This is a genomic window from Ligilactobacillus cholophilus, assembly GCF_030389495.1.
In the GTDB taxonomy this organism is placed as follows: Bacteria; Bacillota; Bacilli; order Lactobacillales; family Lactobacillaceae; genus Ligilactobacillus; species Ligilactobacillus cholophilus.
Genome location: NZ_CP127832.1, coordinates 211922 through 236148, shown reverse-complemented (window position 1 = coordinate 236148; position 24227 = coordinate 211922). Strand labels below are relative to the sequence as shown.

The window sequence follows — 24227 nt, the reverse complement described above, 5'->3', positions numbered from 1 at the left end:
TATTATTTAAGTTGTAACTTTTTTCATGTTTTTTCATTTTCCATTTATAATCTGTTTATAAAATTCATCTCACAAAATGAAAATATTTAATATTATTTTTTAATCATTCTTTAATTAGCTATAACCTATGCTATACTTAAAATAAGTTATTTGAAAGGGATGAATTTAATTGTCACATTTAGACGAAATCCAACAATGGTTAGTTGAAAAGCATCTTGATATTGCATATATTAGTGATTTTCGCAACATTGCCTATTTTACAGGATTCGAAAGCGATCCTATTGAACGTGTATTAGCATTATTCATTTTTCCTGATCATGAACCATTTATTTTTGCTCCCGCTTTGGAAGTTGAGTCAGTAAAGAAAGTCGGCTGGAAATATCCCGTATATGGTTATTTAGATCATGAAAACCCATATGCTTTAATTAAGGAGCACATTGATAAAATTAATAAAAATCCTGAAAATTGGGCTATTGAAAAAGGAAACTTAACAGTCGAACGTTATGAATCCATAAAAAATCAATATCCAAATGCAAAATTTATTGGTGATTTAACTCCAATAATTGAAAAAGAAAAATTGATTAAAACTCCAGATGAAATTAAAAAATTAGAAATCGCTGGTCAATGGGCTGATTTTGCATTTGAAACTGGATTTAATGCATTAAAGAAAAATTTAAGTGAACAAGATATTGTTGCTGAAATTCAATATGCATTAATGAAAAAAGGAATAATGCATATGAGTTTCGATACCATTATTAAAAGTGGAAAAAATGCCGCTGATCCTCATGGTGCCCCAACAAAAGATTTAATTCAACCTCATGAAATGGTTTTATTTGATTTAGGGGTTGTGTATGATGGTTATATTTCTGATGCGACTCGAACAGTTGCTTTTGGAGAAATCGATGACAAACAAAAAGACATTTATAAAGTATGTTTAGAAGCTCAATTGGCTGCTCAAGATGCTGTTAAACCTGGAATTCCAGCATCTAAATTAGATGAAATAGCACGAAATATAATTGATAAAGCCGGATATGGTGAATACTTTATTCATCGATTAGGTCATGGAATGGGACAAAGTGAACACGAATTTCCATCAATTATGGAAGGCAACGATATGGAATTAAAACCTGGTATGTGTTTCTCAATCGAACCTGGAATTTACATTCCTGGCTTTGCTGGAGTTAGAATTGAAGACTGTGTTCATGTTACTGAAAATGGATGCAAACCTTTCACTCACACTTCAAAAGATTTAAAAATTATTCCTATTAAATAAAAAGTGTTATGTTGAACTTAACTGTTTCAACATAACACTTTTTATTTAAACAATATAATTAGTAAAGATTATAATTGTGGTTCGCTATTATCATCTAAACTTTTAGCTGGTTCACGCCAACCTTCTGGATAGAAAACTTGTGTTTCTAATTCTGAATCTTCAAAATCATGCAAGTCTGTTCCATCAATGATAATATCATCTTGCATAACTGCATCATCATCAGAATCGTTAATTTCATTTTGACTTTCATTCATGTAGTCTTTTAAATCAGATGTTGCCTTTTTTAAGGATGAAAAAGCATCAGAAACAGCTGAATTATTTTTTACATGATTAATTTTTTCGTTTACATTTTCTTTAAAATGGTTAATAGTATCACGATTTTCATCTAAATATTCATGAGCATATTTATCATACTTAACTGCTGTATCACGCATATTAAGCATTAACTCATCTACTTTCATCGCAATTTTATCCTTTTGTGATTCAGTTAATTTCTTTGAAATCACAAATGCACTTGCAGCAACTGCACCTAACCCTACTAAAAAACCTTTCTTCATAATAAAAACCCTCCTAAATTATTTCTTTTTTGCTTTTGCTTTATTTACTGCACCAAATGCATGTTTCCCAACACTAAATAAAGTTGAAGCTTTTTTTATCTTTGATGAATCTTTGGCCGATTCTGATATTTTTACTGCCATATTTCTACTTGCCGCATTTAAATCAGAAACACTCTCACTTAAATCCGCAATTGTATCAAAAAGTGGTTCTACTTTTTGTGATTTTTCATTTATATCAGCCATTAAAATATTAGTCTTATCTAAAAGTTTCTCGACTTGGTCAGAAATATTATCTGCATCTTTAGTTACAGAATTCAATGTACTTGTTAATTGAGATACTGTTTTAACTAACTTTGCCAATACCCGACACAAGAACACTACTAAAATTAAAAAAGCAATTGCCGCAATAATACCGGCTAATTGTCCAAATGTCATCGCCAAGTAAATCCCTCCTGTCTGACTGTCTATAATTTTAGAATATCATTTAATAAATAAAAGGGCAATAATATACATTCTAGATATAATAAACAGCTTATCTTTATATTATAACAGATATCAATCACTCAAAAAATATAACTCATTTTAATAATCAATGCAAATAGATCTTAATTATTTGTTATAATACTAACTATTAATTAGTGGAGGGATATATTTTGTATAACACTTTTACAATTTTAAACTTAACCATTCAACAACATGCAAATATAGCTAAAAAAAATATTATTTCAAATTTTATTAATAATATTGATTGGGATAAAATAATTTCAATTATCATTAGTAAATCTATTACTTTTATTTTAATTTGTATAACATTTGCATTAATTAATTCTTTAGGAAAAAAACTTATTCGCAAATTAATTTTACATACTTCAAAAAAACAAACTCAAATTTCGGATGGACGCATTCGAACAATATATACACTAGTAAATAATATTTTCCATTACGTTATGCTCTTCTTCCTTATTTATGCAATTTTATCATTATTTGGCATTCCGGTAGGAACATTACTTGCTGGTGCCGGAATTGCAAGTGTTGCTTTAGGCCTTGGAGCTCAAGGATTTGTTACTGATGTAGTTACTGGATTTTTTATTTTACTTGAACAACAATTTGTTGTTGGAGATAATGTAAAAGTTTCTAATATAGAAGGAACTGTATATGCAATTGGTTTACGTACTACTCAAATTTTAAGTGCAGATGGAACCCTAAATTTTGTTCCAAATAGAAATATTACAATTGTTTTAAATATGTCCCGTAATCCTATGAGAGCTGTTATTAATATAAGAATAGAACCCACAACTAATATTGAAAAAATGACCAAGATTATTGAAAAAGTCAATAAAACTTTAAAAAATGACGATATTACATCTGGTCCTATTATTCAAGGACCTGTTGATATAGGAAAAGGAGAACTTGTTTTTAGAGTTGTAATCATGGTAAAAAATGGATCTCAAGCGATTATTCAAAGAGAGTTCCTTCATGCATATCTTGAAGCTTTAAAAGATGCAGGAATTACAGTTCCAACTAGCCCACTTGAATTATCAATGAATCAAAGCGAAAAATAAAAAAATGCAAGCAAGAAAAATTCTTGCTTGCATTTTTTTAACTAAGATTTTCTCTTAAATTCACTTCATATTTTTTATCTAATTCATGTACCATGTAATTGATAGCTTTCATTAACTCTCGTCTAGTAATAATCCCCTTAAAAATATTTTCACTATCTACTACAACTAAGAATGGCTGATCAACTAACAAATGAAGAACTTCTTCTAACGAATCATTATCAGTTATAACAGGGACATCTTTTTGCATTACTTCACAAACTTGTCGTTGACTTAAATTACTTGGGTCAATGCCATTCAATCCTAACATTGATTCAGTAATCATTGATAAAGAAATTAATCCTTTAAAATGTTGATCTTTATCTAAAACCGGAATTTTCGAATAACCAATTTTAGTTAACACTAAAAAAGCATGGTCTAAATGATTTTTTTCAAAAACATTAGCAACTTGATCAGCAGAAATTAAAAAATGTTCTTTTTGTTTATTGATTAAATCTGCTGCAGATTTAGCAATCATGCATTTATCTCCCTTCAGAATTTTCTTCCTTTCTTTCTATTGTAAAGTATTTTCATGAATTTTGTTAGTTTTATTAGTGAAATGTTACTTTTTGTAGTTATTGTTTTACTTTTTCTAATTTAAACTTCATAAATAAAAAAAGAGACTATATGATATAGTCTCTTTTTTTACAATCTTAAATATTAAAAACTATTTGTTTAAACGTTCGTCTAATTCTTTAGTTTTTTCTTCATATCCAGGACGACCTAATAAAGCAAACATGTTTTGTTTGTATGCTTCAACACCTGGTTGATTAAATGGATTTACACCATTTAAGTATCCAGAAATAGCTACAGCAATTTCAAAGAAGTACATTAAGTAACCTAATGTATATTCTGTTTGATCTGGAATGTTAATCAACATTTGTGGCACTCCACCATCTGTGTGGGCTAATACAACACCTTGACATGCTTTTTTATTTGCATAATCCATTGTCTTGCCCTTCAAATAGTTCAAACCATCTAAGTTCTTATCATCCATTGGTACATCAATATCATGGTTTGGTTTATCAACACTGATAACTGTTTCCATTAATACACGACGACCTTCTTGGATGTATTGACCTAATGAGTGTAAGTCAGTTGTAAAGTTAGCTGATGATGGATAAATTCCTTTGCCATCTTTACCTTCTGATTCACCCATTAATTGTTTCCACCATTCTGTGAAGTACATTAATGATGGTTCATAATTTTCAAGTAATTCAATATTGTATCCTTTACGGAATAAGATATTACGTAATGCAGCATATTGGTATGCTTCATTCTTTGTCAAATCAGGATCTGAGTATGCTTCACGTGCATCTGCAGCACCCTTCATCAATTGATCAATATCTACACCTGAAGCAGCGATTGGTAATAATCCAACAGGTGTTAATACTGAGAAACGTCCACCAATGTCATCAGGAATAATAAATTCTTCATATCCTTCATCATCAGCTAATGTCTTTAAAGCTCCACGAGCACGGTCTGTTGTTGCATAAATACGTTCACGTGCGCCTTCCTTACCATACTTTTCTTCCAATTTTTCTTTGAAAATTCTGAATGCCATGGCAGGTTCAAGAGTTGTACCTGATTTAGAAATTACGTTAACTGAAAAATCACGATCGCCAATAACATCTAATAAATCATATAAATATGATGAAGATAATGAATCACCAGCAAAGAAAATTTGTGGAGCATTGCGCTTATCTGCACCAATAATGTTAAAGAAGTTATTATTTAAGAATTCAATTGCAGCACGTGCACCTAAGTATGAACCACCGATTCCTAAAACAACTAAAACTTCTGAATCTGATTGAATTTTTTTAGCTGCTTTTTTAATGCGATCAAATTCATCCTTATCATAATCTACTGGTAAATCCATCCAACCTAAGAAATCATTACCAGCACCTGTGCCTTGACGTAATTCTTCGTCTGCAGCATTAACCATTGCTTGCATTTGACCAAGTTCGTAATCATTAACAAACTTGCCTAAGTTTGAGCTATCAAATTTAATATGAGCCATCGTAATATCTCCTTTTGCTATCAATATTTTGTACGCTATCATTATACAATAAATTTGCTTAAATGGCACATAAAAAACAAGATAAATTATTATTTTTACTTATAAACCCTTAAACAATAATAATATATCTTTTAATCACAATAAAAATAACTATGACAGTCGTCATAGTTAAGTAAATTAATATTTTTATTTTAATAATCCAAGTAAAAATCCACCAACAATAACCATTAAAGAACCTAAAATTACATATACCCATTCTTTTTTAGTTTTCTTTTCACCTAAAAATAGAATTGAACCAAAAGTTGAAATAACTATTCCCATTTGTGAAAATGAAAAACTAACTGCTAATCCTACTAACGTAGTTGCTTCGAACATAAAGAAATTACCGGTTCCCCATACTAACCCAGTGATTATATTTTTATAAGTTTCTTTTTCAAATGCTTTTTTACCTAAAGCAAACATTGAAGCACCAATTACCATTCCTAAAGCTTGTGGCAGAACCATTGCTTTCGTATCTACTCCAGTTGCTGTAACAACTACTGTATATCCTAAATATCCTAATGTAGATAAAATTAAAGCTCTTGAGCCTGCTCGCCAATCTTCGTGAATACGTTCACTGTTTACTTCTTTATTCTTTTTATCTCTCAACGCTGTTAACGTTGCACCAATTACTAATATAATAATTGCTACTGATCCAATTGATAACTGTCTTGTTGTTTTCCACTCATGAAACAATATTACACCTGCTAAAGCATTTGTAACTAACTGTGCTCCAGTAGAAATTGGAACGGTTTTAGAAATTCCTACTGATTTCATCGCATGAAATTGTTGATTTTGCCCTAAACTCCAAAATAATCCTGAAATTAATCCAACTAACCATAACTTCCAGGAACTAATAGAAATAAAATGATTCCAATTTGATAAAGTCATTACAATCGCGAAAAGCAATGCTCCCCACGTCATTCCTAAAGTTTGTTGATTTGCTGTTCCACCTAATTTTCCACTAATTAATCCAATACTTCCCCATGCTAATGCAGGAATAAGTGCAATAAACATATTCATACCTCTTTCTTCTCTTTATTCATAACAATTATGTATTGTAAACGATTTCTTTATTTTTTGCAAGGGCTTTCATAAAAACTCAAATTAATTATTAATAAATATAAAAAACACTTAACTTAACAAGCACTTCTAGTTTATTATATACTTTGTATGTTTGGTTTAATTTTTAAAAGAAAGGACGGTTATAAGCCGTGCATTTCAAAAAAATACATCAGTTTTTAAACACTCGGTGGGGTTATTTCACACTTTTAACCTTTCTTTTCTGGTTAAAAACTATTTTAGTTTACTTCATCGATTTTCATCTGGGTGTTAAAGGACTGTATCAATATTTTGTTCTTTTAATTAACCCAATCGCAACTACGCTTTTACTATTAGGAATAGCGTTATATATAAAACGTGGTGTCCCTGCATATATTTTTATGACATTAATTTATATTGCTAACACTGCTTTATTAATGTTCAATGTAATTTATTATCGTGAATTCACTGATTTTATGACAATGAACGTAATACTTGGATATTCAACTGTTTCAGAAGGATTAAGCACAAGCTCATTTGCTTTACTTAAACCTCAAGATTTAATTATAGTTAGTGACTTAATTTTAATTGCTATTGGTTTTATAACTAAATTTCTGAAAGTTGATCCAAATCCAATTCCTAAAAAACAAGCTGTTGCAATGACTTCTTTTTCATTATTCATGTTGCTTTTTAATATTGTTTTAGGTGAAATTGATCGTCCTCAATTATTAACTAGAACTTTTGATAGAGAATATTTAGTTAAATATTTAGGACTAGATACCTTTACAGTGTATGATGCAATTAAAACTGCAAAAAATAATCATGCTCGTAATAGTGCAGAAAGTTCAGACTTGAATAAAATTCTTAAATTTAATCAAGAGAATTATGCTCAGCCTAATTCAAAAATGTTTGGGGTAGCAAAAAATAAAAACGTCATTATTATTCATTTAGAAAGTTTTGAACAGTTTTTGATTAATTTCAAATTAAACGATAAAGAAGTTACTCCTTTTCTAAATAGTTTATATAATGGAAAAGAGTTTTATAGTTTTGATAACTTCTTTAATCAAGTTGGACAAGGTAAAACTTCTGATGCTGAAAATATGCTAGAAACTGGAACATTCGGTTTACCACAAGGTTCATTATTTTCTGCATTAGGATCAGATAATACATTTGAAGGTGCGCCTGCCATTTTAAACCAAACTGAAGGCTATACTACTGGCGTATTTCATGGAAATAATGGTTCATTTTGGAATCGAGATAATGTATATAAGAATTTAGGATACCAATATTTCTTTGATTCAAGTTATTTCAACACAAACTCGAATAACTTAACTGAATATGGAATGAAAGATAAATTAATGTTCCACGATTCAATTAAATATCTTGAACATATGCAACAACCATTTTATGTAAAATATATTACTTTATCTAACCATTTTCCATTTGTAATTGATCAAAAAAATAAATCATTTGATGCTGCCAATACAGATGATAGTTCCGTAAACAATTATTTTGTTACTGCTCATTATTTGGATCAAGCGCTCCAAGAATTCTTTGATTATTTGAAAAAAAGTGGTTTGTATGATAATTCCTTGATTATTTTATATGGTGATCACTATGGCATTTCAGATACTCGTAATCTAAAATTAGCTCCATTGTTAGGTAAGTCTGCATCAACCTGGGATAGTTTTGATGATGCACAAATGCAACGTGTCCCATTAATGATTCATATTCCTGGTGATAACAATGGTGGTGTTCAACATCAATATGGTGGAGAAATTGATTTCCTACCAACACTATTACATTTACTAGGAATTAACTCGGAAAAATATATTCAATTTGGTACGGATTTATTCTCTCCAGAACATAATCAAGTTGTTGCATTCCGCAATGATAATTTTGTAACACCTAAATATACAGTAATTGGAAATACTATATATGAAAACAGTACTGGAAAGATTATTACACATCCTTCAAAAACTGTTAAAGAAGAAATTAATAAGGCTCGAAAACATGTTACAGAACAACTTTCATTGTCAGATTCATTGAATAATAAAAATTTACTTCGTTACTATGTTCCAGAAGGTTTTAAACCTGTAGATCCATCAAACTATGATTATCATAATGGTTATGCTAAATTACTTGAACAAGAAAATAAATTAGGTACACATTCTGATAGTCTTTGGTCATTAAATCATGATAAGACAACAATTGATAAATATAATAGCGATGCACCTGAATTACAAACTACAGATAAAAATGAAAGTAATGTATCAAGTGCAAATTCGTCAGCAAAGAAGTATTTAAAACAATTGAATCAAGAAAGTATAATGTCTAAATTAGATTCTGAACAAGAGAGCGAAAGTTCTTTAAGTTCCTCAAGTTCTTCAAATTAAAAAAATGCGATTGCTACTAAGCAATCGCATTTTTATTTTACGAAGGGAAAAATAACTTAAACGTTGTTCCTTTTCCTTCTTTACTTGTTACTTCAATTTTCCCATGATGTTGTTGAATTAATTGGTGAACTATTGCAAGTCCTAATCCAGACTCACCCTTAGTTTGCACTCTCGACTGATCTGCTTTATAATATCTTTCCCAAATATTATCTAACTGATCTTGACTCATTCCAATCCCTGTATCTGATACAGAAATTAAAGTTCCCTTTTCATTTTTACAATTCTTTATGTCTATCGTAATCTTACCATCATTTGTAAATTGAATTGCATTTTGAATAATATTATAAAAAATTTGTACAAATCGATCATAATCAGCATAAACCATGACTCTTGGTTCTGCATTAATAACAAATTTATCATTTTCATTTTTAGCTTTAGGCGTTAACTGTTTTACAATTTTCTGTATTGATTCCACAGCATTAAATGATGTCCGATTTAACTTCAATTGTCCCGAACGAATTCGTTCATAGTCTAAATTTTCATTTACTAAACGAATCAATCGCTTAGTTTCATTATGCATTAAATCAATACTTTCTTTTTTCTTACTTTCAGGAATAGCATCATACTTTAATCCTTCCAATATTCCATTTATTGTAGTTAATGGAGTCCTCATCTCATGAGCTGCATTTGCAAAAAATTCCTTCCGCCGTTGCTCTTGTCTTTTAATCTCTTCATTAGATGACTTTAAAGATTTTGCCATTTGATTAAAATCTTTCGCAAGTTCATCTAATTCATCATGATCACCATGTTCTATTTGTACATTGAAATTACCATCTGCAACTTGTCTTGTAGCAAGTTGCATTTTTTTAATTCTCTTTGTAATGTAATGAGCAATAATATAACTGATAAATGCCCCAATAATTGCACAAATTAATAATGCAACTAATAAATTCTGTTTCATTTTTTCAAAATCATTATGTACATTAGAAACAGCAGAAGCAACTGAAATAACGGCTACTAATTGTCCATTGACATCAAAACATGGCATAAATATATCTGTCATTCGATGCTTTGTAAGCATATGGTCGGGATCGAGATGTGGAGATTTTTTCCCAACATGCCCCATTCCACCTAAATCATCACGTCGCTTTAAAATTTCACCATTTTCTAATTTCTCCCAATCACTTTTAGAAATTTTAGATTTGAATCCATATTGAGGATACAAAATCTGATTTCTTGAAGTATAAATAGTAAAATGGACATCACTATTTTCTAACACTAATTCGCTATTTTGAAGCTCCTGCGCATCTAAAGTAATTTCTGTTTGCCCATTTTCATTTGTAGTTAATTTTAAAGCATTTTTTCGAATACTCTGAGCATATCCTTCCATTCGATTCCATGAATCTTGATATACACTTTCCTTGGTTAAATGAAATAATGAAACCCCTACAATTGTCAAAAAACATAGAATCATAACAAAAAACATGAGCATTTGTTGATACAAAAGCTTAAATTTGAACTTCATTAATCTACCTCTGAATCATCAAATTTATAACCGACGCCCCAAACTGTTTGAATAACTTGAGGTCCGACCTTTTCAATTTTTTGTCTAATTTTTTTAATATGAGCATCAACGGTTCTTTCATCGCCATAATATTCATAATCCCAAACTAATTGCAATAGCTGTTCACGAGAAAAAACTTGTCGAGGTTTTTGAGCTAAAGTTTTAAGTAAATCAAATTCCTTTGGTGTTAAATTATTTAATGGTTTATCATCCAAATAAACTTCACGCGTTTTTGTACTTAGTTTCAAATGATCAGTTACAATATCATATTTTTCATTTTTTTCTTCTTCGTTTTCTTCATTATTAACTAAATTAGCTCTTCTATATAAAGCCTTCATTCTTGCAATCAATGTAATTGGTGAAAATGGTTTTACTACATAATCATCTGCTCCCATTTCCAAACCTAAAACTTGATCACTTTCTGAATCTCTTGCTGTTAAAATGATAATTGGAACTGTTTTTGATACTTTTCTAATTTCAGCATTTACCTGCATTCCATCCATTTCGGGTAAATTTAAATCCAACGTAATCATATCCCAACTTTTAGGATCTTCATTAAATTTAACTAATGCATCTTTTCCATCATATGCATATATAGCGTCCCAACCTTCTTTTTCAAAGAACATTGACATCATTTCACAAACAGATTTGTTATCTTCTACCATTAATATTTTCAATATATTCACCTACAATCTAATAAAAAAAGCTGAAGGAAAATAGTAATCACTATTCTCATACCTTCAGCCCTATATGGAGATGGCGGGAATTGAACCCGCGTCCAAGCATATTGCCACCTAAACATCTACGTTCATAGTTGCACTATTTAAAATTCACTAATAACCTCGCCGTGCAACATGGCAGTTGTTATTAGCTAACCCGAAAGTCTCTTTTGCTAATCTCAGGTTGCAATTAGCAACGTAGTCCACTACATATAAAACCTTAACTAATACATGGACGATATTAATCAAGATTATACGCTCACTGCGTTTAGGCAGCTAAAGCGTATGAGTTATTGTTATTTTTTGCAGTTATATTTAACTGAGCGTTTTAAAGTAGACGCAACCTACTAAACGCAGTTTAGGCTCAACCTATACCTGTCGAATCCTAAACATCCCCAAATTCGTTACATTAATATCTTAACACAACAAATTTGAAATTCAAAATCAACTGCTTATTTAAATAATTAATACACAATAACTGGTTCATTTACAGATAGTGCATCATAAACCTTTTTCATTTCTGCAGGTTTAATATTAGCACATCCGTTAGAACCTTCAGTTAAATAGGCATCTTTAGCCCAGTTTGTTCGCCAACTTGCATCGTGGAAACCACATCCATCATTTGTAAATTGTGCCCAATAAGTTACTTTACATTCATATTTTGATCCATCAGGATGTGTTCCCTTCAATGTTGATGGTGATTCTTTATACATAATATAATATACGCCCTTTGGTGTCTCTGCTTTTGTTTTTACATCTCCAGTAACAACATCTACATCAGCAACTAACTTACCATCTTTATAAAACCATGCATGTTGATCTGAAAGAGAAAGTTCAGCATATGTATCTCCAATTCCGTCATTTGAAGTTACACCATATCCTGTCCCATTTTCGTTATAACCAACACCATAAATATCATTTTCTGCATTCAATTCTTTTGTTCCGTTTTTAAATGCATTAATAATGCTTTTTTCAGCTAAATTAGTTGATAAAGCCCATCCATATGTTTTACCTTGAACTTCAATTTCTTTTCCTGAAGTGGTTTTGAATTTAAATTTTTTATTTAAAGTGGCCTTTTCATTATTTATCTGATCAATTTTATTTTTTAAGTTTTGCGAATCAATTTCATATTTTCCATTTTTATATTTTGCAGAATTAATCATATCTGATGCTTTCAATTGATATATTTGGTTTTCCACTTTGTAATCAACAGTAGCATTTGCCAATTTTTCTAATTTGCTTTTTTCGTTTTGTACTTTTTGACTCGTTTCACTTAATGGTTTATCAATAACAGCTTTTAACTTAATACTATCGTTGTTAAGTTGCTTATTATATTGTTTCATCATTTGTTTCACGTTATAACGATCACCCTGTTGAGCATTAATTACTTTAACTTGCCCATCACTTAACTCTGCATATGCATCTTGTGAAGGCTTTCGTGATTGATTTTCATTATTAAGTTTCTGTTCAACTGCATTTTTTAACTCAGATGTTCGATATTGATTGTTTTGTTTTAAAATACTAAAATTTTTATCTTTATGCATTGGAAAAACTGTAAATTGATCCTTCAAGGCCTGCTTTATTTTTTCATTATCACTTTTATTATAATTACTTGAGGATGCTTTTCCTTGAACAAAAAGTTTCCCATCTAAATAAACATTATTAGTAAATTTAGCTTGTTGTAATTTTTTAGCAGCTTGTTCTGCTGTAAGCCCACCAACATCAACTCCATCGATTGAAATCCCTTTATTAAAATGTTTTGCTTGGTAAGTAATAGTTCCACCAATTAAAACAATTAAAATAACACTAATCACTGTAATAAAAATATATTTCTTTTTCATATGATAGCTACAACCCTTACTCTTTAATTCATATTTATTATAACTGTTACAAAATGATTTTCAATCAACAAAATTCATAAAAATGCTGTTTATAGAAATCACATTTTATCCATTGTCTCATTTAATAATTTATCAACAATGTTATTTCCTTTATTATCAGCATGACCTTTTGTCCACTGAAATTTTAAATTAGGAAAATACTTTAATAAATTATAAATATCTTTCCATAAATCTACATTAATAACTTCTTTTCCATTTGATTTTTTCCAACCATTCTTATACCATGACTCTAGCCAACCATTTCTTATTGCATCTAAAACATATTTCGAATCTAGTATCGCATTAATTTTTTCATTGTTCCATTTTCTTCTTCCTATTATCATCAATGAATTTCTTAATGCCATTAATTCCATTCTATTATTAGTAGCTCCAAACTCTCCACCTGTTCCCCGAACATTATGTGTGCCCCTATGGATCAAAAATGCCCATGCAGCTTTATCATCTTCTTTAACATGACCGCCTTTATAATTTCCATGGTTTCTTGAACCACCATCTGAAAACAATAATATATCAGGCTCTTTCCAAATATCTTGTGATGCTTTTTTTTCTAAATATTCCTTTGCTTCATTAATATTAGAAAAACTCTTAAATTCTGCATCAGGAAATTTAGTAATTTGCTTTTGACATTCTTGCCAATTTTCATATATTCCAGGAATTCTTCCGCGTTTAACTGCATAATATTTCATCTTCCATTTCATCTCCCTTCATTTTTAAATAAAAAATGGTAAACCACAATAAATGTAGTTTACCACAAAAATAATTATATTCATTAACATTCAAATTTTGTTCGCAAATCTTTTAATGACTTTTCAAGATCTTTAAGCGGCTCTTTTAGAGTCAGATAATACATGCTTTGCAATCCTCTTTTCCGAAAAGACACAATTCCAGCATCACGCAAAATTTTTAAATGATGTGATACAGCTGGTTGAGTAATTGCCATATTTTCAGTAATTGCTGTAACCGTCAAACCATCATCTAGATGATGTGCTAATAATACAATAATTCTTTGCCGATTTTTATCAGCTAAAGCATGCATAATATTGAAATTACTTTCAAATGACTTAACTGCTGCTTCTTGCTGTTTATTAAATCTTTTAGTTACCATCATTCCCCACTTCTTTCAAAACCTGACTCTAGTTATAGAGTAGCATTTTCGATAAATGACGGCAAGCGTTTACACATATTAATTGCTTAATATTGTTTTAGATAAAAATATAAATTGATAAAAACATACAAATTGTTCCTCCCATTACTAAAATATGCCAAATAACATGTGTAAATTTTAAATTCTTTATACTATAGATCAGTGCACCTAATGTAAAAATAATTCCCCCTGAAATTAATAATGCACTCCCTGTGGAACCTAAATTTGAAATTAATGGTCTTCCACCAAGAATACAAAACCATCCCATAATTAAATATAATACTGTTTCAATAACTTGTTTTCGATTTTTAGCAAATAGATGATATATTATTCCACCAAAAGCTAAAGTCCAAATTGAAATTAAAATTAATATTCCTAATTTACCTTTAATTGCTAATAAACAATATGGAGTATATGTTCCCGCGATTAATAAATTTATTCCACAGTGATCTAAACACTGAAACAATCTTTTACATTTTGTAAAATAAAAAGTATGAAAAAGTGTAGAGAATAAATATAGCATTACAAGTGATACACCATAAATAATCATTGAGATTAACTCAATATTTGAATTTGTATGAATTCCCTTCAAAATCAATAAAATTAGTCCCCAAATACTTAAACCAATCCCAACTGCATGTGTTAATGCACTTAATATCTCGTTCATAAGACGTTCTTTTTTACTCAATTTCATCACCCTTTTCACATCTTATGATTACATTATACACTTTATCTAGATATAAAGTCTAGATAAAACAGTTATTGATTTTGATAAACGAATACAATTATCTAGAATTTACTTATTTATGGTATAATTATAATAAAATTAAAAGAAAGGAATTTTTAAAATGGAATTAGAAGAATGGGTTAATTCTGTCCCTAAACTTCCTTTATGGCAAGATTTACCAGATATTGAACTCTATATGGACCAATTAGTAAGTTTAGCTAATCGTTACTTAGAATTTATTGTTAATGGTCAAATTACCCCATCAATGGTAAATAGCTACGTTAAAAAAAATCTAATGCCAAAGCCCAATAGAAAAAAATATTCACAAAAACATCTTGTTTCAATTATATTAATTACATTATTAAAACAAGTATATTCTTTAGATGATATACGACTTTGGTTAAACAATACTTTAAAGGAATCACCCGAAGAAAACTATAATAAATTTAGCAACTTTTTTAATCAATCGATTACTCAAATTAACCAAAAACAATTCAATTTAAATTTAAATAATCATATTTCTTCAAAAGACGATTTTATTTTAAACTTAATTATTCAAACTGTAATTTCAAAATTAATTAGCGAAAAACTTATTAAAGAATATGATCAAAATTAGTATTTTTTAATAATAAAAAAGAGATTGGAATATCCAATCTCTTTTTTAGATACAAAAATATCAATATTAGTCGATTGATGGTGTACCAAGCCAACCAATAATTTCTTTAACTGTATCAACAATTGCTTGTGTACCTGGTGCAAGTAATTTACGAGGGTCATAACCTTTACCTTCTTGGTCTTTACCTGCTTCAATGTACTTACGTGTAGCTTCAGCAAATGCAATTTGGTTTTCTGTGTTGATGTTAACTTTTGAAATACCCATGCTAATTGCTTTTTCAATTTGTTCTTGAGGAATACCTGAACCACCGTGTAATACTAATGGTGTATCTACAGCATCAGCAATTTCTTGTAAGCGTTCAAAGTTAAGTCCTTGCCAGTCTTCTGGGTATTTACCATGAATGTTACCAATACCACAAGCTAAGTAGTCAACACCTGTAGCAGCCATTGTTTTAGCTTCTTCAACACTAGCTAATTCACCAGCACCTGTAATACCATCTTCTGTACCACCGATTGAACCAACTTCTGCTTCAACTGAGATACCTTTTTCGTGAGCTAACTTAACAATTTCTTTTGTCTTTTCTAAGTTTTCTTCGAATGGTAAGTCGTGACCATCAAACATAACTGATGAGTAACCTAACTTAATGCATTCCTTAGCAGCTTCATAGTTACCGTGGTCTAAGTGCATAATTACAGGAACAGTAATGTTCATAACACGCATTTCATTTTCTACTAAGTTCTTAACTAACTTGTAGTCACCCATGTATGTAGCTGCACCCATTGATACTTGGATTAAAACGGGTGTATTTGTTTCTTCAGCAGCTTGAAGAATTGCACGTGTCCATTCCAAGTTATTTGTGTTGAACGCACCAACAGCATAATGACCCTTACGAGCATCGTTGTAGATTGCGTTACCGTTTACGAATACTGACATAAAACAGCCTCCTAAAAATGTTTACATATATTACTCATTATTGAGTACGGCTTTATTTTACCACATTTTATAGTAAGAATGTAATGTACATTTTAGAATTTCTAAAAAATCATTAATTAAGCAACATGATTTTCATGTAAAATATTTTCTACAACTTTTTCCATTTCATCAGTTCGTTTCCACTCTTCAAAATGATCAAAATCTTCACTTGGCATTTCAAAATTTTGATTTATATATTTTTCATATTTTATTACATTTTTAGATCTTGGAATATTTAGTTGTATAATTCGTACTTGTTTAATAAATCCGCGATTAGCAGCTAATTCTGCACGACCATTTTGAACTATATTAGATATTTCAAAATAACGCGAACCATCATTTCTAGTAATTTCTTCAATAAGTGTTAGCACTTCATGACTTTTCATTATTTATCCCTCACAATAATTAAATCATATCAATTTTAACGAGCTTTAAGTTAGATGTCAAAATAATAAAACAGAGGTTATGACTAATAAGTCATAACCTCGGCATAAGAGAGAAAGAGAATTGATTAGAAGGTAAATATTAAATACCTTACATCTTTACTATATATTCAAATGTAAACGCTGTCAACACAAAAGTGTTAAAATTTATTTTATTCATTTTTTTATCTATTCATACTATAATAGAAACAGAGGAGGAGTTTTTATGGTTAATCACATCCAATTAAAAACAAGCATTACAATCGGGACTATAATAATGGCATTCCAACTTCTTTTAAGTTTAATCCCAAGTACTGGTTTACATAAAACTTTTACTCCAATTTTTGATTTATTTCATACTGCAATTTGGTATGTGCCTATTTTATATTTTTTATTACGCTTGTTTGTAATTTGTGGAAGTATATATTTAATTTTTAGAGTTATAAATTATATTTTAAATTTTAAAAATCGATAAAAATAAGGATCGCATAAATGCGATCCTTATTTACTATTCTACTGTTACACTTTTAGCCAAGTTACGTGGCTTATCAACATCATATCCTCTTTGCTCACTCGCATAATATGCAAGTAATTGAGCAGGTATTATTGCAACTAAAGATGTCAATAACGGATGTACCGTTGGTAAAACAATTTGATCTTTCTTTGTAGCTAATTTTTCAGATACAATTGAAATTAAATTAGCACCTCTTGCAACAACTTCTTCTTCATTGCTACGTGTATGAGCAGCAATTGTTTGATCAGTTATAATTGAGATAACTGGTGTTCCCTCTTCAATCAAAGCAATCGTACCGTGTTTTAATTCACCAGCTGCAAATCCTTCAGTTTGTATATATGATACTTCTTTTAATTTCAAAGCAGCTTCAATTGCTGTATCATAATCAATTGCACGTCCAATATAAAATGCATTATGTGCTTTAGCAAGATATTTTTGTGCCAAAGCTTCAATTTTTTCTTTTTCATCAACTAATGTTTGCATTCCATTTGCTACAGTAGATAACTCTTGACGAATATCAAATGCTTTTGAATCTTCAAAACCTAAATCGTCACCGATTGCTTTTGCTAATAATGCTTCAACCGCAATTTGAGCTGTATATGCCTTAGTTGATGCAACAGCAATTTCAGGACCTGCATACAATAATAAAGTAAATGTTGCTTCACGTGACAATGTTGAATTTGGAACATTTGTAATTGTTAAACTTGGATAACCTAATTCATTTACCTGATTTAATACTTGACGACTATCAGCAGTTTCTCCACTTTGTGTTAAGAAAATAAAGAATGGTTTCTTCGATAATAGTGGTCGATTATAAGCAAATTCAGAAGCAACATGTACTTCAGTTGGTATTCCTGCAAATTTTTCAATTAATTCATGTCCAACTAAACCTGCATGATAACTTGTACCAGCTGCAACAACATAAATACGATCAGATTCTTCAATTGTCTTAATTAATTTTTCATCAATTTCAACTTTTCCATTTTCATTTACATATTCTTGAACTAATTTACGCATTACTGCAGGTTGTTCGTCAATTTCTTTTAACATAAAATGTTCATATGCGCCTTTTTCTGAAGCACTGGCATCTTGACTAACATGAAATGGTTTACGTTCTACTGGATTACCGTCTTTATCTTGGATTTTAATTTGATTTTCTGTTAACTCTACAATTTCACCATCGTGTAATTCAATAAAATCATGAGTTACATTCAACATTGCCATTGCATCTGAACAAACAACATTAAATCCATCACATACCCCGATTAATAATGGTGATTTCTTTTTAGCAACATACAATGTCTCTGGATTTTCACGATCAATCATTAAGAGTGCATATGATGCCCCTTCTCCTAATAAACTAATTGCTTTTTTAAATGCTTCTAAAGCAGATAATCCTTCACTTGCAAACTTGCCTACTAATTGAACTACAACTTCAGAATCTGTTTCACTTTCAAAATGTACATCACTTAAATATTCATTTTTTAATTCTTTGAAGTTTGTAATTACACCATTATGTACCATGTAAAAACGTCCATCTTCTGATACATGTGGGTGTGCATTTGCAGCACTTGGAATTCCATGAGTTGCCCATCTAGTATGTGCAATTCCAATCTTTCCATGTACATCATCTGTAATTTTCTTTTCTAATTCCGCAATTCTTCCCTTAGTTTTAATTAGGTAATCATTGCCTTTTTCATCATTTACATAAATTCCTGCTGAATCATATCCACGATATTCTAATTTTTTTAATCCATGAATTAATAATTCAACTGCATTATCATTTCCAACTTCTCCGACAATTCCACACATAATTAGAAACTTCTTTCTGATTTTAGATTTATCAATTATAAAATACGATAATTGGTATAGATTAATAAATCATCAATTATCCATTGCAATTATTAATATATACACTTTTTATATTAATGTCAAATTTTTGTTTCTTATAATTGGTATAGTCCTATACCAATTGAAATAAAAAAGTGGTTATGATTTTATATCATAACCACTTTTTTATTAAACACCCATTTGTTGTTTTACTACATCAGCAATTTCCATTACATAATCATGTACTAATTCTGGAGTAGCTGCTTCACACATTATCCGCAATAAATCCTCTGTACCACTTGGTCGAACTAAAACTCGACCTTCACCATCCATTTTAGCTTCTACATCAGCAATAACCTTTTTCACTGCTTCATTATTTAATGCTGCTTTCTTATCTGTTACTCGCACATTAACTAATTCTTGTGGATATGTTTTCACCTCAGCAGCTAATTCTGATAATTTTTTACCAGTTTGTTTCATTACATTTAATAATTGCAATGCAGTTAACATACCATCGCCAGTAGTATTAAAATCTAAAAATACAACGTGACCAGATTGTTCACCACCAAGGTTATAACCATCTTTACGCATTGCTTCTACAACATAACGGTCACCGACCTTTGTCTTAACAGACTTCAAGCCAGCCTTTTCCATTGCTTTATACATTCCAAGATTACTCATGACAGTTGTAACAATTGTATCTTTCTTTAATCGTCCACGTTCATTCATATATTTACCACAAATATACATTATCTTATCACCATCGACGATATTTCCTTGTTCATCAACTGCAATACAACGATCCCCGTCACCATCAAATGCAACACCAACTTGTGCGCCTTGTTCTACTACGAATTTAGCTAATGCTTCAGGATGCGTTGATCCTACATTTTTATTAATATTTAGTCCATCTGGATTTGTTGCCATTGTCTCAAAATCTGCACCTAAATCAGCGAATAATCTTGAAACTAATGCACTAGTTGCACCATTAGCACCATCAACGCAGATATGCATGCCTGATAAATCATCTGGAATAGTTTGTTCTAAAAATTGAGTATATTTTAGAGTTCCCTCTTTAAAATCACTCATTGTTCCTAAGCCTTCTGCAGAAGGACGTGGAAGCGTATCTTTTTCTTTTTCTAGTAATTCTTCAATTTCTTCTTCCTTTTCATCAGATAATTTATATCCATCTCCACCGAAGAATTTAATTCCATTATCTTGTACAGGATTATGTGAGGCCGAAATCATAACACCTGCATCTGCATCTTGTAAACGAACCAAATAAGCGACTCCAGGTGTAGTAACTACTCCTAAATCAAAAACTTCAATACCAACAGATAATAGTCCTGCTATTAATGCACTTTCCAACATTTGTCCTGAAATCCGTGTATCACGAGCAACTAAAACACGTGGAGCACGTTCCTTATTTGTAGCATGTTGTGTTAGTACATATCCTCCACAACGTCCTAATTTGAAAGCTAATTCTGGACTTAGAGAGGCATTTGCAATACCTCTAACACCGTCCGTACCAAAATATTTCATTTTATATCCTCATTTCATAATTTAACTAGTTTAATTATAACATTTTCGAATATTTATAAAGATTTTTTTTAAATTCTTAAATAAATGAAACTCACATTAATTAATTTTAACATAAACTTTTATGTCTATATGAATTATTTACTTTTACGTTGATCAAATAATTCGAAAACAATTGCTATAGTAGCAACTAGCCCACTAATCATTAAAATTGGTTTCTTTTCTATGTCTGTAATTAAATTAAATTTATTTTCTATTTTACTATTTTTTTGACGTAAATTTTTTAAGCTATTTTTCATCACATGTTTATTATTGGAAGCAATTGAACTACTTGATTGTTGTGATTTACTATTTGTATTAACAGATCTATTTTGAATTTTAATATTATTTTTACTTTTAGAATTCACAAAATTAGAGTTATAAGAATTATTTTTTGCAGATTGTTTAATATTTGATTTCTGCTTTTCAGAACTATTTTGAACAGATTGAATTCTCTTATTTTTTGCCTTATTAGTTTGCAATTTTCTACTATTCATTTCACCCGATAACTGATTCTTTTCAGAATATGATGAAATCTTTTTTTCTTTTTGCACATTTTTTTTAGCCGTTAATTTATTATCATTATTTTTTATTAAACTTGAACTAGACATTTTTGATGAACTAGAACTTTGGATTGACCCTGAAGAACCATTAATTTCACCGTTACTTTCAGGCGTATAATAAATATTATATTCATAATTACGTTGACTACCTTGTCCTGGAACAATTGTAATTTGAGGAGTGCAATAAGTATTAGTAGTATAACCTTTAATAGTTGGCGAAACAATTGATTCAAAACTTTCTGAATCATGATCCCATTCTAACCAAACTATTTCTTGAGAAGGAACTTGTCGATATCCTTCTCTTTTAAAAGTGATTTCTTTAACAGTTGATGGAGCAATTTTTTTATTTGTTCCAACTAAATAGTAATTGATTGTTTCAGTATATGTTTCAGTTTGAACTTCTGGGTGAGTATGATGCCCATGATTTAAAAAGTAATCATCAACATTTTCTTCACTACTTATTTCCACAGTTTGCGATTGTTGGCTTGAGCTAGATGTCATCGAAGAAACATCATCTCCAAACGCTAAACTTTTTAGTCCGCATAAAATAGATACTGACGTCAAAAAAGTTAAGATTATTTTTTTCATATATAACTACCTTTTAAAGTGCTTTCTAAAAATTAAAATTATATATTCTTATATTGTACAAATAATCATGTAATTAAATCTATCACGATATTATATAAAATCAATTGTTAAAGTAAAAATTTAAAATAAATAAAACAAATTGCCCAATTAAAATAAAAAGATGTGTATTAAATACACATCTTTTTATTTGCTTGAACTTTGTATCAAAGATTGTGACGAAGCACTTTGAGAATTTGAATTCTCATTATTTTGCTTTTCAGTTGTTGAAGTATTCTGAATTGAACTAGATTCATCTTGGTCTTTACTTGTTGAATCTGAATTAGTACTATTATCAACTAAAATTTGTACTGTAATAGTACTTGGATTTACGGAAATTACTCCATTTTGGTTTACATCAATTGGAACGGTCTTAGTTGTTGTTGAGGTAACGTCATCAATTGGGACTGCTACATTAAGTGTTTTCAATCTACTTAATGCTTGCTTTGTTCCTGTAACAGTTACTGTCTTTGTATCTGTTGATAAACTATAACTTTTACCATTTACCTCACTTCCACTTTCTATTAAATGAACACTTACCTTCTTTGAAGTTGTAGCCGCATAAATTGGTACTGTTGCTTTAACTGTAGAAGGTTCAATCACGACATTAAGAGGTTTTCCGTTTGAATCTAATGCTTGTAAAGTAACATTTTGAGATACAGAATGCTCAACACCTTCTGGAAGAGAAACATCTGCAACAACATTAGATACCTTTTTTACAGTACTTTTTGCTCCTGTAACTTTTACCTTACTGTAATTACTACTTGGAATTCCCGCAGCATAATCATCACCAATTAAAGTAGAATCAAATCTTACTTGAACAGGCATTGTTTTTGTCTCACGTTTACTAATTTTTACATTAATTGTTTCTGGTTCAACATTTACAGTTAATTCACGATTTATACCAGACACCTTTAGTTTTACTTTATGCTTACCTGGTTTTAATCCTTTTAAATTAGCATATACTTCAAAATTTTGAGTATTTTGTACTGTTTGAACCAAAGCAGATGGTCCATTCACTTTAACCTTTACATTTTCAGGATATCCTTCAACAAAATACTTTGAACTAACATTAATTTTCAATGGAGCTGTCATAGTAACTGATTTTTGTGACATTAATGCTGATTTGTCATTATTATTTGTGTTAATTCCTGTATCAGTAGTTACATATCCAAACAAACAAACGGCAATAAGTAAGGAGGTAATTGCATATACAAATTTAGTATTAAAAACATTATTTACTTTCAATGTTTCCTTCCTCCTTTTCGTGCATGACTATTCTTTTTTTGTCGTTTTTGTTTTACTCTTTCTAAAAAACGTACAAAAGCATTTTTCTTTGCACTTTCTTCAGTCGGAATTAATTCATTTCTCAATAGTTTTAGATAATCTTGTCGAGTTAGATTACGAATTAATTCATTATTTTTAGTTATCGTAACTGATCCAGTTTCTTCTGAAACAACAATTGTTAATGCATCTGTTACTTCACTAATCCCTACTGCTGCTCTATGTCTAGTTCCTAGTTCTTTAGGAATTAAATTACTTTCAGATAATGGTAAATATGCTGCAGCAACAGCAATTCGATTATCTTTAATAATCACTGCGCCATCATGCAATGGGGTATTAGGAATAAAAATGTTAATTAATAATTCCCCACTCACATCTGCATCCAATGGAATTCCGGTTTCAATATAATCTTCTAATCCTGTATTCATTTCTAACGTAATTAGTGCACCTATTCTACGTTTCGACATATATTGAATTGCCTTATCTAATGCCAAAATCATCTTTTCCTGTGTTTCATTTTGCTTTTTATTATTATTAAAGAACAGCGAACCACGCCCAAGATGTTCCAAACCACGTCTAATCTCCGGTTGAAAAATAACAATACATGCAATAATTCCCCAGTTAATTATTTGATCTGTAATCCACGATACAGTTCTTAATCCAAGGTACCAACTTATTAACTTAATAATTATAATTACAATGACACCTTTAAAAAGTTGAACTGCTTTAGTGCCACGTAGAAGCATCATTAACTTATAAATTGCAAACCAAACAACACAAATATCTAATAAATTGATAAAATGTTGCCAAGTAAAAATATTACTTAAAAACTCCATGAAATCCTC

General features: G+C 30.0%; 23 protein-coding genes and 1 other RNA gene. 5 read left to right on the top strand and 19 right to left on the bottom strand.

Going from position 1 to position 24227, the window contains the following annotated elements:
- Nucleotides 1-169: 169 nt before the first annotated feature.
- Complete coding sequence (locus QPK35_RS01230; protein ID WP_290033664.1) at nt 170-1273, top strand: M24 family metallopeptidase; 1104 nt, start codon at nt 170-172, stop codon at nt 1271-1273.
- Nucleotides 1274-1341: 68 nt separating this feature from the next.
- Here the strand turns inward: QPK35_RS01230 and QPK35_RS01225 are convergent, their stop codons facing one another.
- Together QPK35_RS01225 and QPK35_RS01220 are read right to left on the bottom strand one after the other, a co-directional pair.
- The gene (locus QPK35_RS01225; RefSeq protein WP_290033662.1) at nt 1342-1830 is read right to left on the bottom strand and encodes a hypothetical protein; all 489 of its coding nucleotides are present in this window, start codon (nt 1828-1830) and stop codon (nt 1342-1344) included.
- An 18-nt stretch (nt 1831-1848) separates the two neighbouring features.
- A complete protein-coding gene (locus QPK35_RS01220; RefSeq protein ID WP_290034224.1) occupies nt 1849-2265 on the bottom strand; it encodes a DUF948 domain-containing protein in 417 nt (138 codons plus the stop codon).
- Nucleotides 2266-2483: 218 nt separating this feature from the next.
- Here QPK35_RS01220 and QPK35_RS01215 point away from each other — a divergent pair, with 218 nt between their 5' ends.
- On the top strand, nt 2484-3392 hold the full coding sequence (locus QPK35_RS01215) for a mechanosensitive ion channel family protein (RefSeq protein WP_290033661.1): 909 nt from the start codon (nt 2484-2486) through the stop codon (nt 3390-3392).
- Nucleotides 3393-3429: 37 nt separating this feature from the next.
- On the opposite strand, the gene cbpB is transcribed toward QPK35_RS01215, so the two are convergent.
- From cbpB to QPK35_RS01200, 3 genes are all read right to left on the bottom strand, one after another.
- The gene (gene cbpB, locus QPK35_RS01210; protein WP_290033660.1) at nt 3430-3906 is read right to left on the bottom strand and encodes a cyclic-di-AMP-binding protein CbpB; all 477 of its coding nucleotides are present in this window, start codon (nt 3904-3906) and stop codon (nt 3430-3432) included.
- A 189-nt stretch (nt 3907-4095) separates the two neighbouring features.
- Entirely contained in the window at nt 4096-5448 is a 1353-nt protein-coding gene (locus QPK35_RS01205; protein WP_290033659.1) for a glucose-6-phosphate isomerase, read from the bottom strand.
- A 186-nt stretch (nt 5449-5634) separates the two neighbouring features.
- Nucleotides 5635-6510: a GRP family sugar transporter gene (locus QPK35_RS01200; protein WP_290033658.1), complete on the bottom strand. Its 876-nt coding sequence runs from the start codon at nt 6508-6510 to the stop codon at nt 5635-5637.
- Nucleotides 6511-6701: 191 nt separating this feature from the next.
- Here QPK35_RS01200 and QPK35_RS01195 point away from each other — a divergent pair, with 191 nt between their 5' ends.
- Nucleotides 6702-8924, top strand: a complete 2223-nt coding sequence (locus tag QPK35_RS01195) for an LTA synthase family protein (RefSeq protein WP_290033657.1) — start codon at nt 6702-6704, stop codon at nt 8922-8924.
- Between the two features lie 37 nt (nt 8925-8961).
- On the opposite strand, the gene QPK35_RS01190 is transcribed toward QPK35_RS01195, so the two are convergent.
- From QPK35_RS01190 to trhA, 7 genes are all read right to left on the bottom strand, one after another.
- A complete protein-coding gene (locus QPK35_RS01190) occupies nt 8962-10449 on the bottom strand; it encodes a sensor histidine kinase (RefSeq protein ID WP_290033656.1) in 1488 nt (495 codons plus the stop codon).
- Nucleotides 10449-11165 carry a response regulator transcription factor gene (locus QPK35_RS01185; protein ID WP_290033655.1) on the bottom strand — a complete coding sequence of 239 codons (717 nt, stop codon included), beginning with the start codon at nt 11163-11165 and terminating at the stop codon, nt 10449-10451. The genes QPK35_RS01190 and QPK35_RS01185 overlap by 1 nt, the downstream gene beginning before the upstream one ends.
- Before the next feature lie 71 nt (nt 11166-11236).
- Nucleotides 11237-11604: a transfer-messenger RNA gene (gene ssrA / locus QPK35_RS01180) on the bottom strand.
- A 67-nt stretch (nt 11605-11671) separates the two neighbouring features.
- Nucleotides 11672-13048, bottom strand: coding sequence for a L,D-transpeptidase (locus tag QPK35_RS01175; protein WP_290033654.1), 1377 nt, complete (start codon nt 13046-13048; stop codon nt 11672-11674).
- A gap of 98 nt (nt 13049-13146) precedes the next feature.
- Nucleotides 13147-13794, bottom strand: a complete 648-nt coding sequence (locus tag QPK35_RS01170; RefSeq protein ID WP_290033652.1) for a ribonuclease H family protein — start codon at nt 13792-13794, stop codon at nt 13147-13149.
- An 83-nt stretch (nt 13795-13877) separates the two neighbouring features.
- Nucleotides 13878-14213 (bottom strand): ArsR/SmtB family transcription factor, encoded by a 336-nt coding sequence (locus QPK35_RS01165; RefSeq protein WP_290033651.1) that lies wholly within the window; start codon nt 14211-14213, stop codon nt 13878-13880.
- A 97-nt stretch (nt 14214-14310) separates the two neighbouring features.
- On the bottom strand, nt 14311-14940 hold the full coding sequence (trhA, locus tag QPK35_RS01160) for a PAQR family membrane homeostasis protein TrhA (protein ID WP_290033650.1): 630 nt from the start codon (nt 14938-14940) through the stop codon (nt 14311-14313).
- A gap of 160 nt (nt 14941-15100) precedes the next feature.
- On the opposite strand from trhA, the gene QPK35_RS01155 reads away from it, so the two are divergent.
- Complete coding sequence (locus QPK35_RS01155) at nt 15101-15595, top strand: DUF1836 domain-containing protein (protein WP_290033649.1); 495 nt, start codon at nt 15101-15103, stop codon at nt 15593-15595.
- A 66-nt stretch (nt 15596-15661) separates the two neighbouring features.
- Here QPK35_RS01155 and fba read toward each other — a convergent pair whose 3' ends face one another.
- Entirely contained in the window at nt 15662-16528 is an 867-nt protein-coding gene (gene fba / locus QPK35_RS01150; protein WP_290033648.1) for a class II fructose-1,6-bisphosphate aldolase, read from the bottom strand.
- 116 nt (nt 16529-16644) lie between these two features.
- Entirely contained in the window at nt 16645-16953 is a 309-nt protein-coding gene (locus tag QPK35_RS01145) for a hypothetical protein (RefSeq protein WP_290033647.1), read from the bottom strand.
- 262 nt (nt 16954-17215) lie between these two features.
- On the opposite strand from QPK35_RS01145, the gene QPK35_RS01140 reads away from it, so the two are divergent.
- On the top strand, nt 17216-17464 hold the full coding sequence (locus tag QPK35_RS01140; RefSeq protein WP_290033646.1) for a hypothetical protein: 249 nt from the start codon (nt 17216-17218) through the stop codon (nt 17462-17464).
- A 33-nt stretch (nt 17465-17497) separates the two neighbouring features.
- Here QPK35_RS01140 and glmS read toward each other — a convergent pair whose 3' ends face one another.
- The 5 genes from glmS to cdaA form a co-directional block, all read right to left on the bottom strand.
- Nucleotides 17498-19315, bottom strand: a complete 1818-nt coding sequence (gene glmS / locus QPK35_RS01135) for a glutamine--fructose-6-phosphate transaminase (isomerizing) (RefSeq protein ID WP_290033645.1) — start codon at nt 19313-19315, stop codon at nt 17498-17500.
- A gap of 207 nt (nt 19316-19522) precedes the next feature.
- Nucleotides 19523-20875, bottom strand: a complete 1353-nt coding sequence (gene glmM, locus QPK35_RS01130) for a phosphoglucosamine mutase (RefSeq protein ID WP_290033644.1) — start codon at nt 20873-20875, stop codon at nt 19523-19525.
- A gap of 134 nt (nt 20876-21009) precedes the next feature.
- Nucleotides 21010-22062 (bottom strand): mucin-binding protein, encoded by a 1053-nt coding sequence (locus tag QPK35_RS01125; protein WP_290033643.1) that lies wholly within the window; start codon nt 22060-22062, stop codon nt 21010-21012.
- Between the two features lie 183 nt (nt 22063-22245).
- Nucleotides 22246-23346, bottom strand: a complete 1101-nt coding sequence (locus QPK35_RS01120; protein WP_290033642.1) for a CdaR family protein — start codon at nt 23344-23346, stop codon at nt 22246-22248.
- Nucleotides 23343-24218 (bottom strand): diadenylate cyclase CdaA, encoded by an 876-nt coding sequence (gene cdaA, locus QPK35_RS01115; RefSeq protein ID WP_290033641.1) that lies wholly within the window; start codon nt 24216-24218, stop codon nt 23343-23345. The genes QPK35_RS01120 and cdaA overlap by 4 nt, the downstream gene beginning before the upstream one ends.
- Nucleotides 24219-24227 lie beyond the last annotated feature (9 nt).